Source organism: Comamonas aquatilis (assembly GCF_965139575.1).
In the GTDB taxonomy this organism is placed as follows: domain Bacteria; phylum Pseudomonadota; class Gammaproteobacteria; order Burkholderiales; family Burkholderiaceae_C; genus Comamonas; species Comamonas aquatilis.
Genome location: NZ_CBCSIW010000002.1, coordinates 147,651 through 163,501, shown reverse-complemented (window position 1 = coordinate 163,501; position 15,851 = coordinate 147,651). Strand labels below are relative to the sequence as shown.

At 59.9% G+C, this 15,851-nt stretch carries 15 protein-coding genes; 9 read left to right on the top strand and 6 right to left on the bottom strand.

Annotated features, from left to right (window positions below):
* The first annotated feature begins 55 nt into the window (after nt 1–55).
* The 3 genes from ACNAZA_RS03790 (at nt 56) to ACNAZA_RS03780 (ending at nt 3,109) form a co-directional block, all read left to right on the top strand.
* On the top strand, nt 56–1,045 hold the full coding sequence (locus ACNAZA_RS03790; RefSeq protein WP_415795091.1) for a Bug family tripartite tricarboxylate transporter substrate binding protein: 990 nt from the start codon (nt 56–58) through the stop codon (nt 1,043–1,045).
* 76 nt (nt 1,046–1,121) lie between these two features.
* Nucleotides 1,122–2,123, top strand: a complete 1,002-nt coding sequence (locus tag ACNAZA_RS03785; RefSeq protein ID WP_415795090.1) for a Bug family tripartite tricarboxylate transporter substrate binding protein — start codon at nt 1,122–1,124, stop codon at nt 2,121–2,123.
* Between the two features lie 125 nt (nt 2,124–2,248).
* On the top strand, nt 2,249–3,109 hold the full coding sequence (locus ACNAZA_RS03780) for an isocitrate lyase/PEP mutase family protein (protein WP_415795089.1): 861 nt from the start codon (nt 2,249–2,251) through the stop codon (nt 3,107–3,109).
* 94 nt (nt 3,110–3,203) lie between these two features.
* On the opposite strand, the gene ACNAZA_RS03775 is transcribed toward ACNAZA_RS03780, so the two are convergent.
* On the bottom strand, nt 3,204–4,580 hold the full coding sequence (locus ACNAZA_RS03775; RefSeq protein WP_415795087.1) for an MFS transporter: 1,377 nt from the start codon (nt 4,578–4,580) through the stop codon (nt 3,204–3,206).
* 613 nt (nt 4,581–5,193) lie between these two features.
* Complete coding sequence (locus ACNAZA_RS03770; protein ID WP_415795085.1) at nt 5,194–6,198, bottom strand: AraC family transcriptional regulator; 1,005 nt, start codon at nt 6,196–6,198, stop codon at nt 5,194–5,196.
* A 174-nt stretch (nt 6,199–6,372) separates the two neighbouring features.
* Between ACNAZA_RS03770 and ACNAZA_RS03765 the strand changes: the two genes are divergently transcribed.
* On the top strand, nt 6,373–7,380 hold the full coding sequence (locus ACNAZA_RS03765; protein ID WP_415795084.1) for a Bug family tripartite tricarboxylate transporter substrate binding protein: 1,008 nt from the start codon (nt 6,373–6,375) through the stop codon (nt 7,378–7,380).
* A gap of 156 nt (nt 7,381–7,536) precedes the next feature.
* Here ACNAZA_RS03765 and ACNAZA_RS03760 read toward each other — a convergent pair whose 3' ends face one another.
* The 3 genes from ACNAZA_RS03760 to ACNAZA_RS03750 are packed head-to-tail and all read right to left on the bottom strand — an operon-like array spanning nt 7,537 to nt 10,887.
* Nucleotides 7,537–8,265, bottom strand: a complete 729-nt coding sequence (locus ACNAZA_RS03760; protein ID WP_415795083.1) for a sulfite exporter TauE/SafE family protein — start codon at nt 8,263–8,265, stop codon at nt 7,537–7,539.
* 18 nt (nt 8,266–8,283) lie between these two features.
* A complete protein-coding gene (locus ACNAZA_RS03755) occupies nt 8,284–9,813 on the bottom strand; it encodes a M81 family metallopeptidase (RefSeq protein WP_415795082.1) in 1,530 nt (509 codons plus the stop codon).
* A 15-nt stretch (nt 9,814–9,828) separates the two neighbouring features.
* Nucleotides 9,829–10,887: a Bug family tripartite tricarboxylate transporter substrate binding protein gene (locus ACNAZA_RS03750; protein WP_415795081.1), complete on the bottom strand. Its 1,059-nt coding sequence runs from the start codon at nt 10,885–10,887 to the stop codon at nt 9,829–9,831.
* A 48-nt stretch (nt 10,888–10,935) separates the two neighbouring features.
* Between ACNAZA_RS03750 and ACNAZA_RS03745 the strand changes: the two genes are divergently transcribed.
* Nucleotides 10,936–11,844, top strand: a complete 909-nt coding sequence (locus ACNAZA_RS03745; protein WP_415795079.1) for a LysR family transcriptional regulator — start codon at nt 10,936–10,938, stop codon at nt 11,842–11,844.
* Nucleotides 11,845–11,990: 146 nt separating this feature from the next.
* Here ACNAZA_RS03745 and ACNAZA_RS03740 read toward each other — a convergent pair whose 3' ends face one another.
* The gene (locus tag ACNAZA_RS03740; RefSeq protein ID WP_415795077.1) at nt 11,991–12,737 is read right to left on the bottom strand and encodes an IclR family transcriptional regulator; all 747 of its coding nucleotides are present in this window, start codon (nt 12,735–12,737) and stop codon (nt 11,991–11,993) included.
* 183 nt (nt 12,738–12,920) lie between these two features.
* On the opposite strand from ACNAZA_RS03740, the gene ACNAZA_RS03735 reads away from it, so the two are divergent.
* From ACNAZA_RS03735 to ACNAZA_RS03720, 4 genes are all read left to right on the top strand, one after another.
* Nucleotides 12,921–13,925, top strand: a complete 1,005-nt coding sequence (locus ACNAZA_RS03735) for a Bug family tripartite tricarboxylate transporter substrate binding protein (RefSeq protein WP_415795076.1) — start codon at nt 12,921–12,923, stop codon at nt 13,923–13,925.
* A gap of 110 nt (nt 13,926–14,035) precedes the next feature.
* Nucleotides 14,036–14,185, top strand: a complete 150-nt coding sequence (locus ACNAZA_RS03730; RefSeq protein ID WP_415795075.1) for a hypothetical protein — start codon at nt 14,036–14,038, stop codon at nt 14,183–14,185.
* A 44-nt stretch (nt 14,186–14,229) separates the two neighbouring features.
* Nucleotides 14,230–14,916, top strand: coding sequence for an RraA family protein (locus ACNAZA_RS03725; RefSeq protein ID WP_415795074.1), 687 nt, complete (start codon nt 14,230–14,232; stop codon nt 14,914–14,916).
* Nucleotides 14,913–15,842 carry an NAD(P)-dependent oxidoreductase gene (locus tag ACNAZA_RS03720; RefSeq protein ID WP_415795073.1) on the top strand — a complete coding sequence of 310 codons (930 nt, stop codon included), beginning with the start codon at nt 14,913–14,915 and terminating at the stop codon, nt 15,840–15,842. Before ACNAZA_RS03725 ends, ACNAZA_RS03720 begins: the two co-directional genes overlap by 4 nt.
* The last annotated feature ends 9 nt before the right edge of the window (nt 15,843–15,851 follow it).

Sequence of the window (15,851 nt, the reverse complement as noted above, 5' to 3'; positions counted from 1 at the left end):
TTGGCACGGCCTTTGCAAACGTGGTGGCAGATCGATAACAAATCAGGAGACCACCATGTTTTTGTCCCGCCGCAGCCTGCTGGCCCAAACCCTTGTTCTGTCTGCCTTGGCCCCCACGATGACGGCCACTCATGCCGCCCAGGCCGCAGACAACTGGCCCAGCCGCCCGATTCGCCTGGTCGTGCCCTTTTCTGCCGGAGGCGCCAACGACTTGATGGCCCGTTCCGCCGCCGAAGGTGCTTCCAAAGTACTGGGCCAGCCGGTAGTGATCGACAACCGCCCAGGCGCGGGCGGCACCGTCGGTGCCGACATGGTGGCCAAGGCCCAGCCCGATGGCTATACCCTGCTGGTCAGCGCGGCAGGCGTGATCTCCAACAGCATGATCAAGAAGTCCATGCCCTTCAAGGACGATGCGCTGCAACCGGGCGTGATGATTGGCCTGGCGCCGTCGGTGATCGTGGTGCCCAAGAACGCGCCCTATAACAATCTGCGCGATTTTGTGGAGGCTTCCAAGAAGGGCCAGGGCTTTAACTTCGCCACCGCCGGCACCGGCAGCACGCCGCACTTTGTGGCCGAGATGCTGAACGTCAAATACGGCGCCAAGCTGCAACCCGTGCCCTACAAGAGCGGCTCCGAAAGCACGACGGCCGTGCTGGGCGGCCAGGTCGAAGGTACGTCCGAGGCCAGCATCATCGCCTTGCCCCATATCGTCAACGAAGGCAAGTTCAAGGCCCTGGCCACCACCTGGACCCAGCGCATCTCGGCCTACCCACAGCTGTCCACTGCGGTGGAGCAAGGCTTTGCCGATGTGCAGATTGCGCACTGGGCCGGCATACACGCGCCCAAGGGCACCCCCAGCGCGATTCTGGACAAGCTGGCCGCCGCCGTGGACCAGGCCATGAAAGAGCCCGCCACCGTGGAAAAGCTCAAAGGCCTGGGTATCGAGCCCGTGGGTGGCACACGTGCCGAATTCGTGAAATTCGTCAATGCCGAACGCAAACGCCTGGGCGAGATCGTCAAAGCTGCCCATATGCAGGAAAAGTAAGCCGCATTGAAAAACATAGCTGCCAGCGCTTTCCCAATAAGCGCTGGAGCCTTAAAACAACCTTGAGACTAGATTCATGATTTCCCGTAGAAACACCCTTTTTCGCACCGCTGCTTACGCTGCGACATCCATCGCCTTGTTGGGCGGCTCGCATGCTGCCCTGGCCCAGGGTTCCGATGCCTGGCCCAGCCGCACCGTCAAGCTCATCGTTCCCTATGCCGCTGGCGGCTACGCCGATACCCGTGCCCGCCTGATTGCCGACTCTCTGGGCAAGGTGCTGGGCCAACCCGTCATCATCGACAACCGTGGCGGCGCCGGCGGCGTGACCGGCACGGACGTGATTGCCAAGGCCGGTGACGGCCATACCTTCGGCTTTGGCTCGCCCGGCCCCTTGGTCACCAACCCCATGCTGATGAAGAAGCTGCCCTACGACGCCAGGACAGCCTTCAAGCCCATCATCCTGATCGAGCAGGCCCCGCTGTTCCTGACCACGGCCCCCAATCAGCCGTTCAAGAACGTGCAGGAGTTGATTGCCTACGCCAAGGCCAAACCCGGCGAGTTGACCTTTGGATCCTCCGGCGTGGGCGGTGCCCACCATCTGTCGGGCGAGTTGCTGGCCTACCAGACCCAAACCCAGCTGACCCATGTGCCCTACAAGGGCGGCTCTCTGGCCGCCACCGACCTGATGGGCGGGCATCTGGCCATGATGTTCGAGATGGGCTACTCGGCCCTGCCCTCCATCAAGGCCAGGAAAATCAATGCACTGGCGGTATCGAGCAAGACACGTCTGGCCGTGCTGCCCGATGTACCCACCCTCAATGAGGCCGGCATCAAAGGCTTTGAGTCTTACAACTGGCTGGGCATGATCGCTCCTGCCAGCACGCCGGACGTCGTCATCTCCAAGCTCAACCAGGCCGTCAACGCTGCTCTCAAGAACGACAAGGCCTTGCGCCAGATGATCGAAAGCAGCGGCGGCCAGATCATGGGCGGCACGCCAGAGGCCTATGGCAAGTACATAGAGGCCGAGCGCGCCAAGTGGGGCCCGGTCATCAAGAACGCCAATATTTCGTTGGACTAACCCCTTGAGGCGCTTTGCCGAGGCGGCGCCACGCCTCTGGCCTGGCATGCCCTTAGTTCTGCGAAATTTGATAGCTGGCTGCGCTTGTCCGATAAGCACCAGAGTCGTTTTTATTAAGAAATCTCATGAACTCCAAGCAGAAACTCAAAGCCCTGGCCGATGCGCGCCGTGGCGTCATCATTCCCGGCGCCTTCAATGCCATGTCGGCCCGGCTGATTGCCGATCTGGGCTTTGAAGCCATTTATGTGACCGGCGCGGGCGTGACCAATATGTGGTTCGGCATGCCCGATCAAGGCTTTATGGGCCTGACCGATATCGCCGACCACACGGCCCGCATCCGCGATGCGGTGGATGTGCCCCTGCTGGTCGATGCCGACACCGGCTTTGGCAATGCCGTCAACACCTACCACGCCGTGCGCACGCTGGAGCGCGCCGGGGCCGACTGCATTCAGCTGGAAGACCAGGTCTCGCCCAAGCGCTGCGGCCACTTCAACGGCAAGGATGTGATCGAAACCCATGAAATGCTGGGCAAGATCCGCGCCGCCGTGGATGCGCGCCGCGATGAAGGCACGCTGATCATGGCCCGCACCGACGCCGCTGCCGTCCACGGCTTCAACGCCGCCATCGAGCGCGCCCAGGCTTTTGCCGAGGCCGGAGCCGACATCCTGTTTGTCGAAGCCGTGACCCAGGAGCAGCAAGTACGCGCCCTGCCTCAGTTGCTCGACCGCCCCCAGCTCATGAACATGGTGATCGGCGGCAAGACCCCCATCTTCAACGCCGACGAGCTGGGCCAGTTGGGCTTTGGCTTTGTGCTCTATGCCAATGCCGCCTTACAAGGCGCTCTGGCCGGCATGAACAAATGCCTAACCCTGCTGCGCGACGAGCACAAGGTGGATGAAGACCCGGCCATCGTCGCCCCTTTCCTGGAGCGCCAGCGCCTGGTGAACAAGGATTTCTGGGATGGACTGGAGCAAAAATACCAATAAGCGCGGCTTGGGATACCTACAAGCCAATGCAAAAAGCCGCAGGATCTTGCCACCCTGCGGCTTTTTGGGCTTTCAGCCAGTCATCGATGCGCGTTCAGGCCTGCGCTTTCTGCAGCCCGCCCACAGCACGTGCTGCATACCCTTCTGGCTGGGAAACCACGTCTGTGGCCGTGTCGGTGAGCATGTCCGCAGCCAGCGCCGCGTCGGCGCCATAGGAGCGGGAAGCCTTCCAGTAGAAGAACGAGGCAAAAAAGCCAGCGGCCGGAATGATGGCCATCGCGGTCTGCAGACTCCAGTGATCCGAGATCACGCCGCCCAGAAACGGCCCCACCGCCAAGCCAAACAGATTGATGGCAAACGCATGGACTGCGGCCCCCGTGGAACGCAAGCCGGGATGGGTCACATCCAGAATTGCGCTCACCGAAACCCCTACCGTGCAAGTCATCATCGAGCCGCCTGCCAGTATCAGCGCGAACTGCAGGGACTGCGTGAGCGACAACGTGAATGCCGCAATGAAGAGGACGGCGGTGAGCACTGTGGTCAACGCGAGCAGTCGCAGTTTATTGGCGCCCTCGCGACGGCTCACACGATCTGCCACCCAGCCCCAGAACAGCGCGCCAAAGGCGCCGAACAGCACCAGCACGGCCGCATACTTGGCAGCAACCGCGACGGGCATGCCGTGGTAGCGATTGAAGAAGCTCGGCATCCACGACCACATGGCCGAGACCACAATCATCTGGAACGAACCCGCCACGCACAAAATCCACATGGTCGGGCCGCGACTCAGCGTCTTGATCAAACGCGACAGATGTGCGCCCGCACCCTTGCTGTCGATGGTCGGGCGGATCTTCACGATCACATTCTTGTAGTCTGGCACCAGCAAGAACAGGAGCGCCATGACAAGCCCGGGAAAGCCCACCGCCCCAAATGCGGCACGCCAGCCCCAGTGTTCGGCAATCACCCCGCCCAGCACCACACCCAGCACGGCACCTACGGAGCTGGCCGCGAAGAATGCGCCCAGCAGCGTGGCATGCAGGCGCTTGGGAAACAGCGCGCTGATCAACGCCGAACCTACCGAGCCATAGCCCGTCTCGCCCAGGCCCACCACAGCGCGAGAAGCAAACAACTGGCCGTAGTTACGCGCAAACATGCAGGAGATCGTGGCCATGCTCCAGACCGTTGCCATCACGAAAATGCTCTTCACGCGGCCGAAACGGTCGGCCAGCATGGCCACGGGAATGCTGCCTATGGCCACCACCACCGAAATCACCGAAACCAGTCCGCCCAGCTGCTTGTCGGACAGACCCCACTCTTCCTTGAGATGAGGAAACAGCGAAACGATGATCTGCCGGTCTATGTAATCCGACATCATCAGCAGGAAAATCATGGCAAAGCCAAACCAGGCGCGCGATCGACTCACGCTGTAGTCGGCCTTCTCGTTCACAGCATCATTGGCACTGGGTGAAATCATGGTGAAGACTCCAGGAACACGGCGTCCCACGCGATGAGCGATGCTCCGCCGGGACGCAAAAATGGATGATTCGCTTTCGCTTGAAGCCAAAAGCGCAACGCAAGCAGCCCTGTCAACTCAAGGCTGAATTCAGGGCCGCTACAGCGCGTACTGCCCTGTATGCGTTCCCTGTGCACTTCCCATTGCGAACGCCACCAAAGTCCGGATAAGTGGGGCCCAGTGCTTTTGTTTTTTTGGTGTCTTTTTCAAGTTGTCTCCTGCGAATTGCGTGATTGCCGTGCCGTAAGCAAGCCTTAACCCAGGGTGTGTTTCCACCCATCCGACATGCCTGGCAGGCTGCGAACACGAATCTCAGTGTGTCTGTGCAAGGCTTTTGGCTTTACACATATGACGCCATCTTTTTCATAGTTGGCGCCACTACGGGATAGCGCTACTAGGGTCTGTTCGGAGGACGATGGGCGCAAAAACCCTTGCAGAGTCCATCGCTGCATGCAGGCGATGGGCTTTGCTCCGCGTGGAAGCTGCCTGTGCCACAGAAAGCACGGGTTCAAAGCAAAGAAGCGCCTCACGGCGCTTCAATGCACGAACAATCCCTGAGCTTCTGCTGCAAGCCTCAGTGTGCAGCGTTCTGCTGCCGCCACTGACGCGGCGACATGCCGAAATTGAGCTGAAACCAGCGGGTGAACGAAGCCTGGCGCGTATAGCCCGTCAACGAGGCAACCTGCCCAATGGAATAGCGCTGATTGTTCAGATAACGCAAAACCAGGTTCTTGCGCACGTTCTCCAGCAACTCCGAAAAGCTGGTTCCGCTTTGATCCAGGTGACGCTGCAGCGTTCGGGTGCTCAGATGCATCTGCTCAGCCACACGTTCGATCTTGGCCTGCTCCAGCGGCATCAGCAGATAGATGTTCTTGCGCACCTCCTGCAGCACGGGATTCTCGCCAGAGGCTCTCAGCGGCATGGCCACGCTCTCGGCATAGCGCACCAATTCGGGATCTGCCGCCGGATTGGGCGCATTCAGGTCGCTGTTGCGCAGCAGCAGCCCGTTGAATTCGCTGTTGAAGCTCAACGGGCAACCAAAAAATTTCTTGTGCAAATACAGCTCGGACGGTGCGGCATGCATAAAGCTCACACTATGCGGACTCCAACCGTCTCCCAGCACCGCCTGACAAGCGCGCACGCCCACCGCCACCACCAGCTCGCAAGCCTGTTTTTGCGGCACCTGGCTGTTGACCAGCATTTCGAAGCGAAGAATGCTGAAGTCGCCTGCGGGCTCCAAAGACAGCGCCAGCGCCGCATTCAGCAATTGCCGGTAATGAATGGCGGACTGCCACATTTCCCGCAAGCTGGGTTTGTGGCGCATCAGATTGCCAAGAATGCCAAAGTCCAGGGACTGCCGGGCCTCGGCCATCTGCACACCAAAGGCAGAGCAGCCGGACTCCTCCCCTGCCAGCTCCAAAAGGCGGCACAAGGTCTCTGCCGAGACATGCCGCTCGGCATCCACCAGCGAGCCTGCATCCAATCCGACTATGCGCAGCAACTCATGAGCGCGCAGCCCATGCATGTTGCAGACGCTCAAAAATCCGTTCAGGGTGACCGTTCTTACCAGCGTATCCATATCCACATCCAATACCGAGCAGGCAGTCTTTGCGAACCGGCCTTGATCCCCATCAGGGTTTGCACCAAATGACGCAAAAAGAAAAGAATAAGACACCAAAAGAGAAAAATATTACTACCAAATCTCTACATTAAGTCGCCTGAAAAACAAATTTTCCAGCCAGCAGGAGACGCGATGAGTACTTTGATCACCCCCCATGCGCCCATCAACCGCCGCCAGCTGCTACGGGTGGCAGGGGCACTGTCATTGGCTGGCACCGTGCCTGCCAGCCATGCGCAAGCCAGCTTTACCCATTGGCCGGCAAAGCCGGTTCGCATTCTGGTGGCCGGCCCAGTGGGCGGCTCTGCCGATGTGGTGGCACGCGCCCTGGGCGATCAGCTGGGCCGAACGCTCAAACAACCTTTTGTGGTCGAGCCTAAACCAGGGGCTGCAGGCGTCATCGCCGTCAATGATTTGCTGCAAGCACCTAACGATGCCTATACCTTGCTGGTGGGCGTGAGCTCTCTGGTCAGCGAAATTCCGCACATCGTGAAAATGCGCTACGACACGCGCAAAGCCATCACGCCTTTGGCGGAGCTGGCGCGCGGCGGTCTGGTCCTGGTTGCGGCGCCCAACCTACCGGTGCAAAACCTCAAGGACGTCATTGCCCAGGCACGCGCCCGCGCCGATGGCCTCAGCTATGCCTCATACAGCCCCGGGACCATGTCCCATGTTGCCGGCGTGCTGCTGGAGCAGGCCAGCGGTGCGAAATTTGTGCATGTGGGCTACAAAGGCTCAACTCCGGGACTGGGCGATGTCATGGGCGGCCATATCCCGCTGATGTTTGACGGTCTGGCCACATCGCTGCCGCTGATACGCTCCGGAAAAATCAAGGCCATCGCCATCAGCTCGGCGCAACGATCTACGCTGCTGCCCGAGGTCCCGACCTTCCAGGAACTGGGCTACCCGCAACTCACTTACACGGGCTGGATGGGTTTGTGGAGCAATAGCGCACTGTCGGCAGAGGTTCAGGCAGCCGTGCAGCAGCAGGTGCAAGCCGTGCTCAACAGCGCCAACTATAAAAACATACTGAACCATGCCGGGTTCGAACCCAGTAGTCAGCGCGATTCTCAGACCCTGCACAAGGACTTGCTGGCCGACTATGAACGCGTGGGCAAAGTGCTGGCAAAGCAGCCCATCTGAGGGCCCTCTTTCTGGAGAAATAAGGGCCACCTATACCAGCGGCCAGCAATGCAGTGCCTGCCCTGGTCGTATTCTGTACGCGCTGCGGACCTTAATTAACTCGGCCTGAAATCTCGCTCTGTCTCGATCGCCAATGTCCGCTGTGCAGCGGTCGTCTCAGCTCAAAGCATGTGCCACAAGCGTGAGTCCGCTGACGATCAGCAGGCCGCAAATCACCTTGCGCAAGGCTACAGGCGACACGCGACATGCCAGGCGATTGCCCAGCATCACACCAAGTACGGACACCCCCATCAGTGCCAGCCAACGCTGCCATAGATCAACATGGGACAACCTGCCTGACCATCCCATGGCCACCAGCACCGCGCCGGCACTGGCGGCGATGGCCACGGGAGTGCTGGCGCGCAGCACATTCACATCGGACAGGCGGCGGCTGAACCCTGCCACCACCAGCGGACCCGCAGTGCCAAACAACATCTCAACCACCCCAATGGCTCCGCCCATGGCATAGGCCCACGGTGCGGCCAGCTGGGGGCGTTTGGCTGGCGCGACTCGCAACGTTTGTGCCCCCACCATGACGACGTACAGACCCAGCACCAGCAAAGGCCAGCTCGCAGCCAGCACGCTGGAGAGCCACAGCCCGACCAAGGCACCGACCGCCATGCCCGGGAGCAGGCGCCGCAACTCGGCAAAGTTCACCTGGCGCAGGTTCAGGCCACCGTGCAGCAGGGAAGCCGGCACATCCATGAGCAAGGTCAAAGCCACCACTTCAGGCAGGGGCCAATGCCAAGCCAGCAAAGGCACGATGACCAGCGCTGAACCAAACCCCGTAATGCCCAGCACCACATAGCCGAGCAACACGACACAAACGGGATAAACCAAATCCAAAATCAACCTCTCTGGATATCAACAAACGTCATGCGCCCAGCTTTCGGCCTGGGCCAGGCTGGCGTCAGCATCGAGCGGATACATGGGACGGCTCAGATGCTTGAACGGGAAAAGGCCATAGTCCGAGCTACACACGCCAGGCCCGCTGATCAACACAATATGCCGAGCAAAAGGTTCGAAGCCCGCACGAAAGTGCTGACGCGATTTGAGCAGCACATACTTGGATTGCGCAGGATCCACGCCCGCATGGGTGAAGACGCCGGTGTCGTTGGGCTCCTGCGGCCGCTCGGAGATGAAAATGCGCACCGTGCCCACACGCAGCACAGCCGTGCGCCCCAGACTCAGTCGCATGCCGGTGAACATGGGGCCGGTCACGGTGTATTCGCCATCGGTCAGACGCTCGACCACGCCCGTCAGACGCAGCGGCTGGCCGGTCAAACCCAGTGCCGGCATATCGGTCTTGCCACCGAGATCCACGGTCACTTCGGCATTCACCCCTTGTTCGACCAAGATCGCCACGGTCGCGGGATCGCAGAACGGGCCGGCAACCACATCCTCTAGGCCCTGGCGCAGCACTTCCTCCAGCACCGCCATGATGTCTGTGGTGCCTCCGGCGCCGCAGTTGTCTCCATGGTCGACCAGGATCACCGGACCCTGCTCCAGCGTTTTGGCATAGGCCACAGAGGCTGTCACCGACTCGGCCGGAAAGACAAAATCGGCACGCCGCGACCAAGCCAGCTCGCAAAGCTCATCCAGCAGGCGATTGCCGGCATCGATTTGCGCGCGCTCCGCCACGATGACCACCGAGAGGCCCGCGCAGTCGATATCGGATAGCGGAAAGCCGCCAAACACCGACGCATTGCACACCTGTCCATCCTTCTCGGCCTGCATGGCACGATCCATGATGTCCTTCATGGGCTGCATGGAAGGGGCCTGGCGCAACATATGCGTGAGCATGGGCAAGCGCCGCCACAGCATCACCGGCTGGCTGCGCTTTTCCAGCAGTGCACGGATGCTGCGGCCTACGCGTACACCGGTTTCATAGATATCGATGTGCGGATAGGTGCAGTAGCCGGCAATCACTGTCGCGTGGCGGATCAACTCGGCGCTGAAGTTGGCATGAAAATCCAGCGCCACGCCAATCGGCAGGTCGGCGGGCGTGCACTTGCGCAGGCGACGCAGCAACTCACCTTCCGCGTCGGGAAAACCGTCAACCACCATGGCGCCGTGCAGATCCAGCAGCACCGCATCGCAGCCCTGGCTGACACTGTGTACAACCGTATCGCACAGGCTCTCAAACGCTTCACGCGTTACCAGCCCGCTGGGTACTGCATTGGCGCAAATCGCAAATTCCACCTGGGCCCCCATCTCACGGGCCAGGTCCAGATAGGCCGCAGCAGCGCTGTTCGTGCCTTCGCAGGCCTTTAGGGCCGCTTCGCCATACGCTGGGCCGTTCTCGCCGGTTCCGCGCCTAAAGTCGGTCAGTTGCGTGCTGACTGGCGAAAAAGTATTGGTTTCGTGGCGGATCAGCGCAACAACAAACTTCATGACGTGCATTTCCCTTTACTGCTTTTCCAGGCCGGATTTTTCAATCAGCACGCGATAGCGCTGAGTCTCCTGCTGCAGAAAGGCTTTGGCTTTCTTGGGCTCGTACATCACCGTGCCCAGGCCCATCATGTCCACGGTCTTGATGAAATCCTCTTCCTTGACGCCGACTTTCAGCACGGCATACAGCTTGTCCACGATGGCGGCTGGCGTGCCGCTGCGCACGACCACCGACAGATTGACCCGTGCATTCAGAGACTTGGGGTTGCTGTCGTTTTGCGGAATCGCCTGAGGAAACTCCTTGAGTGGAGTGTTTTGCAACACGGTCACCGGCAGCACGCGTCCGCTGCGTGCATGGGCCATGGAAGATCCCACCACGTCCAGGTGCGCATCGATGTGACCGCCAATCAGGTCGGCCACGGCCGGTGGCGATCCGCGGTAAGGCACGATTTCGAAATTCAGACCGTTTTCACGACGCCAGTTGTCCAGCGCCAGGTACGCAGCACCGCCCACGGTATTGACGCTGATCGATACCTTGCCCGGCTTGGCACGTATGGCTTTGACCAGATCATCAAAGCTCTTGTAAGGGCCATGGCCGTTGACGATCAGCCAGTGGGGATAGGTCACGAGCACGGTGACGGGAGAGAAATCGCGATCGCCGTCGTAGCGCACGTCCTTGAGTAACCAGCGGTTGATGTTGAGCGTGTTGTCGCTGGCCATGAGCAAGGTGTGGCCGTCGGCAGGATCGCGCAGAGCAGCCATCGTTCCTGGCACGGTGGCACCACCCGAGACGTTCTCCACCACCACGCTCACTTTAGGAAAAGCCTTGCCGAGCTTGTTGGCCACCAAGCGCCCCATGATGTCCGCCGTGCCACCTGCCGGATAAGGCACCACGACCCGGATCGGACGGCTTGGCCACTCCGCCTCGGCATGAGCGGCGTTCAGGCCCAGCATGGGCGTCAGACATGTGGTGAGTACCAGGCCCAGGACCTGGCGGCGGATGTGGTGCATGCGTGTCTCCTGTGTATGAGGCTCGTACTCCAGCTGAGTGCGAATGGGCGGAGTATAGAAACGCATGTCGATATCGTCTAATATATATTAAATATGTTTTTATATATTTAATGTATGGATGAACACAGACTGAAATGCTTTATTGCGGTGTACGAACAAGGCAGTGTTTCCGCTGCTGCCGTGCGCCTGCATATGACACAGCCGCCTCTGAGCATCCTGCTGCGCAAGCTGGAAGACGAGCTGGGCGTGGGACTGTTCGATCGCAGCGGGCACCGTCTTGTGCCTACGGCAACAGGGGAGCTGTTCTATCTGCGCGCCAAGGCCTTGCAAGCCAGCTTGCAAGCCATGCGCCGGGAACTGCAGGAAGCAGAGCTGGGGTCGCGCGGCACAGTGCACATAGGCTGTGCCACGGCCGCCAGTCTTTTCATCATGCCCAGTGTCATGGAACACATCACCGCCAGCGGGCTGAAGATCACCGTTCATGTACATGAAGGCGAGACGGGCTATATGCTGCAACGACTGCGCGAGCGCAGCCTGGATCTGATCATCTGCCGCAGCCAGTACACTGCACCCGAACTGGAAAACCAGGTGCTCATGGACGAGCCCTTGCGGCTGGCTCTGCCACCGGGCCACAGGCTGCACGGCCGAGCCCAGGTCCATATCGGAGAGCTGCGCAATGAGCGCTTTCTGCTTCACAGCTCGTTGCTGGGCTCCGGTATTTCCGACATGCTGATGCGCGCCTGCCAGGACGCGGGGTTCACGCCGGATGTGCTGTATTGGGGTGTGGAAACGCTGCCCATGCTGCTGATGGTGCAAAAGGGTCTGGGTGTAGCCTTTGCTCCGGAAAGTTTCTCCCAACTGGGCATGCAAGGGTTTCCGGCCTTGGTACCGCTCGATGATCCCGCCCTGCGCACGCACCTGAACATCATCTGGCCCCGCCACCCTCCTCTGCCGCCAGCGGCCGAACGGCTTAAGACCATCATTCTGGAACGCTTTGCATCGACGAATCTGCAAGAGTCTTAGGCCCTTAGACAAGCTGATTCAGGCAGGACAAACGAGGCCAACAATCCCAGCGTCACAATGCTGTTTCAGCGACAAAGCCAGTGAATCAACTCCGACGTCGCCTTCATAAGACCCACGGCGATGTCCATCTGCTTTTCTCGGTTCGTCTAGGGATGCCAGCGGCTCTGAGGCAAAGCAGCCGGTGCCGCCGAGCTGTTGCCGGCCAGTGCATACGATAGCTGTCTAGCCGTGTCCATGACCTGGGGCGCAAGCAATTCCAGCTTGGCCGGCGGCAATCGCGATTCGGGTCCTGAAATACACACAGAACCTAGCAGCCGACGATTCATTCCGAATACAGGAGCCGACACCGTTGAGACGCCCGGTTCGCGCTCACCGATCGACCATTGGTAGCCTTGCCTGCGGATCTGCTCATACACTCGCCCCGGCTCGCCCGAGAACGCCAGAATCACCCGGCCCGGCGAGCCCTGATCCAGGGGCAAGCCTTCGCCCATGCGAGCGTGATGCCGTAGCGCCTGAGGTCCTTCAACACGCACAAGACATGTCCGTACATTGCCTTCACGGACATAGAAGGCGGCACTCTCGCCACTGCTTTGGGTGAGCATGCGCAAAGCTGGCTCCAGCACATTCTGCACATCGAAACCTGCCTGATAGCGCGCTCCCAACCACCCCGTCGAGGGGCCAAGGCGCCACTCACCATCGTCGCGCTGAACCATGTAGCCCGATAAGGCCAGCGTGCGTGCCAGTCGTAGAACCGTGGTTTTGTGCAATCCACATCGGCGACTGAGTTCGGCCAGAGGCAGATGTGACTCGCCCAATGCAAAGGCATCCAGTATCTGCAGCGCACGCGTCACTGCCGTAACACCGCCTTCAGTGCTTGCCTGACCAGATTGCATCTCCGGAGGCTCCGCATGAGACACGTCATTTCGACTGGACAAGAGTGGTACGCGAGGGTTTTCCATGTCTATTTCGTTTCACTGTACGAAACCAGATTGTACTATGTGAAACGTTTTTTCAAAATTGCGCTCATGCGGTTCCCGTGGCTGGCGATGCCGTGAATTAGACAAGGAGACTTTGCCATGCGTTTTTCTATGCGTTCTCGTATCTCGGCTGTCAATGCGGGTGCTGTGCTGCTCGGCCTCGTGGCCGCAGCCTGCCCGGCGGTTCCGGCCTTCGCGCAATCCAGCTATCCCAGCAAGCCCATCAGGCTCATCGTTCCCTTCCCGCCCGGCGGCGGAACCGACATGATTGCGCGCGCTGTTGCTCAGAAAATCGCTGAGCAAAACAAATGGAATGTGGTGATAGACAACCGTCCAGGAGCCGGCGGCAACCTTGGAGTAGATGCTGCAGCCAAGGCCGCGCCGGATGGCTATACCTTGGTTATGGGGCAGACCAGCAATCTCGCGATAAACCCTACGCTGTATCCCAAGCTGCCCTACAAGCCACTCACAGACTTGGCGCCCGTAGCCTTGGTTTCATCCTCTCCCATCGTGATGGTGGCATCCGTCAACTCACCTTTTAAGAGCTTTGCAGAGGTGGTGGCAGCAGCCAAGAAAGCCCCGGACTCGTTTACGTTGGGATATTCGGGCAACGGAACCGTGGCCCACCTGGCCGGAGAAATGGCAGAGAACGCCGCCGGCATTCAATTGCGCCACGTGCCCTACAAAGGCGCAGCGCAGGCCCTGACCGACGTGATGAGCGGCCAAGTAACGTTTTACATGTCATCGATACCCACTCTGTTGGGTCATGTGCGTAACGGCAAGGTGCGTCCGATTGTCATCACCTCGGCCGAGCGCTCCGGCCAACTGCCAGACACACCGACCTTGGCTGAAAACGGCTACAAAAATTTTGATGCAATTTCCTGGTTTGGCATCCTGGCTCCCGCAGGGACCTCGGCTCCCATCATTCAAAAGCTCAATCAGGCGATCAATCAGGCACTGAAGCAGCCTGACGTGGCCGAAAAGCTGCGCTCCGAAGGCGGCGATGTACTGGGAGGAAGCCCGGAGCAGTTTGCTCAACTGCTGCGAAACGAGATCCCTCGCTGGGGTCAGATCGTCAAGAAATCCGGCGCAAGTCTGGACTAACCCAAAGCGGCGACGAGACGAGCATGGAGAGCGTGCCTTTCTCTGCAGGCCGCCAGCGGCCTTAGAGCACGGTGTCTCTTCCCGCCCTCCGGAACGCTGAAATCGCCCGCGTGCCGAAGGCCCCCGCTGTCGTCGCTCTCGCCGACAAATTGGGCATCAACTTGGTCGGCGGCACACCACAGCAGTTGGCCGACCTGCAAAAGGCCGACTCCGCCAAGTGGGCCAAGGTCATCAAGGACGGAAACATCAAGGCCGAATAAAGACCAGCGCCCATCACCTATCTCTTTTCAACTGAAAGCACACCATGAGCCAACTTCCTGAAATCATTCGTGACGTCGAGCGTGTCAGCGCTGAAGTCGTACAGCAAGCCGCCACCTTCCAAGCGGCCATTCTCGCGGACGTGGCAGGCCGTCGCGGCACCATGCATGCCCGCGTAACACCGGTACACGAGCGCATGCAACTCGCAGGCCCTGCATTCACCGTCGAGGTGCGCCCTGGCGACAACCTCATGATCCATGCCGCCATCGCGCTCGCGCAACCCGGCGACATCCTCGTGATCGATGGCAAAGGCGATCAGACCGCTGCGCTCATGGGCACCTTGATGTTGAGCGCCTGCAAGAAGCGCGGCCTGGCTGGAGTCATCGTCGATGGCTCTATTCGCGACAAGCTTGAAATTCTGGACTTGGACTTTCCGGTTTTCAGTGCGGGCTTCAACCCTGCCGGACCAACCAAGTTCGTGCCTGGGCGTATCAACCATCCTATTTCGTGCGGTGGTGCAACGGTGAACCCCGGAGATCTGGTGGTTGGCGATGCCGATGGCGTCGTCGTCATCGAGCGTACCAAGGCCCCGGCAATGATGGCTTTGGCAGTGAAGAAAGTCGCCGACGAGGCCGCGCGCATCGAGGCCATCGCAGGTGGCGACACCGCTTCAAAGTGGCTTCCGGCGGCACTGCGCGCAGCTGGCGTGCTCAAAGAAGGAGAAGCCCTGTGAAGCGAGAAACCATACTGATCACGGCTGCCGATCTTGCACCACAGGCGCTCGAACTGCTCACAGGCTATGACATCGTCTATGCGGGGAAGACCCCTGCCGAAGATGACATCATTCATTTGTGCCGCCAGCATGACCCCGTCGCCATCATTGTTCGCTACAGCAAAGTAGGTGCACAAGCCATGGATGCAGCACCTTCGCTCAAGGTGATCTCCAAGCATGGCAGCGGCACGGACACCATTGACAAGGAAGCCGCCAAATCGCGAGGCATCGAGGTGGTTGCAGCAGTGGGCGTCAATGCCGCCGCAGTGGCAGAACAAGCTCTGGCGCTGCTCCTGGCATGCGCCAAGTCGATACCACAGCTTGATGAGCGCATGCATCAAGGCCATTGGGACAAGTCCACGCACAAGAGCCTGGAACTAGGAGCCAGAACCATAGGCCTGATAGGTTTGGGAGCTATCGGACTGCGCTTTGCAAAAATGGCAGATGCGCTAGGCATGCGAGTCATTGGTTTCGATCCGTTTGCCAAGAACCTGCCCGACTATGTGCAGTCCGTGGACTTGGAAACTTTGTGGCGCGACAGCGATGCAATTTCCTTGCACTGCCCCTTGATGGACGAAAACCGGAACCTGCTGAACGCTGAAACCTTGGCCCGCTGCAAGCGGGGTGTGATTGTGGTGAACACTGCGCGTGGCGGATTAATCGAAGAGGCTGCATTGCTTGCTGCGGTGCAAAGCGGACAGGTACTGGCCGCCGGTCTGGACAGCTTCTCCGTTGAGCCCATGGTGCCCGACCATCCGTTCAGGCATCAACCGGGATTCATCCTGAGTCCGCATATTGGTGGCGTGACCAGCGATGCCTATGTGAATATGGGTCTGAGCGCTGCACGTAATGCGCTGGCGGTGCTGAGCCCCGCAGCTGTTGCCTGAACTTCTTCA

Coding starts and splice junctions, on each gene's coding strand:
- ACNAZA_RS03765 (WP_415795084.1), top strand. CDS start 6,373: ATGAGTACTTTGATCACCCCCCATGCGCCCATCAACCGCCGCCAGCTG.
- ACNAZA_RS03725 (WP_415795074.1), top strand. CDS start 14,230: ATGAGCCAACTTCCTGAAATCATTCGTGACGTCGAGCGTGTCAGCGCT.
- ACNAZA_RS03790 (WP_415795091.1), top strand. CDS start 56: ATGTTTTTGTCCCGCCGCAGCCTGCTGGCCCAAACCCTTGTTCTGTCT.
- ACNAZA_RS03750 (WP_415795081.1), bottom strand. CDS start 10,887: ATGCGTTTCTATACTCCGCCCATTCGCACTCAGCTGGAGTACGAGCCT.
- ACNAZA_RS03770 (WP_415795085.1), bottom strand. CDS start 6,198: ATGGATACGCTGGTAAGAACGGTCACCCTGAACGGATTTTTGAGCGTC.
- ACNAZA_RS03735 (WP_415795076.1), top strand. CDS start 12,921: ATGCGTTTTTCTATGCGTTCTCGTATCTCGGCTGTCAATGCGGGTGCT.
- ACNAZA_RS03785 (WP_415795090.1), top strand. CDS start 1,122: ATGATTTCCCGTAGAAACACCCTTTTTCGCACCGCTGCTTACGCTGCG.
- ACNAZA_RS03745 (WP_415795079.1), top strand. CDS start 10,936: ATGGATGAACACAGACTGAAATGCTTTATTGCGGTGTACGAACAAGGC.
- ACNAZA_RS03780 (WP_415795089.1), top strand. CDS start 2,249: ATGAACTCCAAGCAGAAACTCAAAGCCCTGGCCGATGCGCGCCGTGGC.
- ACNAZA_RS03775 (WP_415795087.1), bottom strand. CDS start 4,580: ATGATTTCACCCAGTGCCAATGATGCTGTGAACGAGAAGGCCGACTAC.
- ACNAZA_RS03740 (WP_415795077.1), bottom strand. CDS start 12,737: ATGCAATCTGGTCAGGCAAGCACTGAAGGCGGTGTTACGGCAGTGACG.
- ACNAZA_RS03755 (WP_415795082.1), bottom strand. CDS start 9,813: ATGAAGTTTGTTGTTGCGCTGATCCGCCACGAAACCAATACTTTTTCG.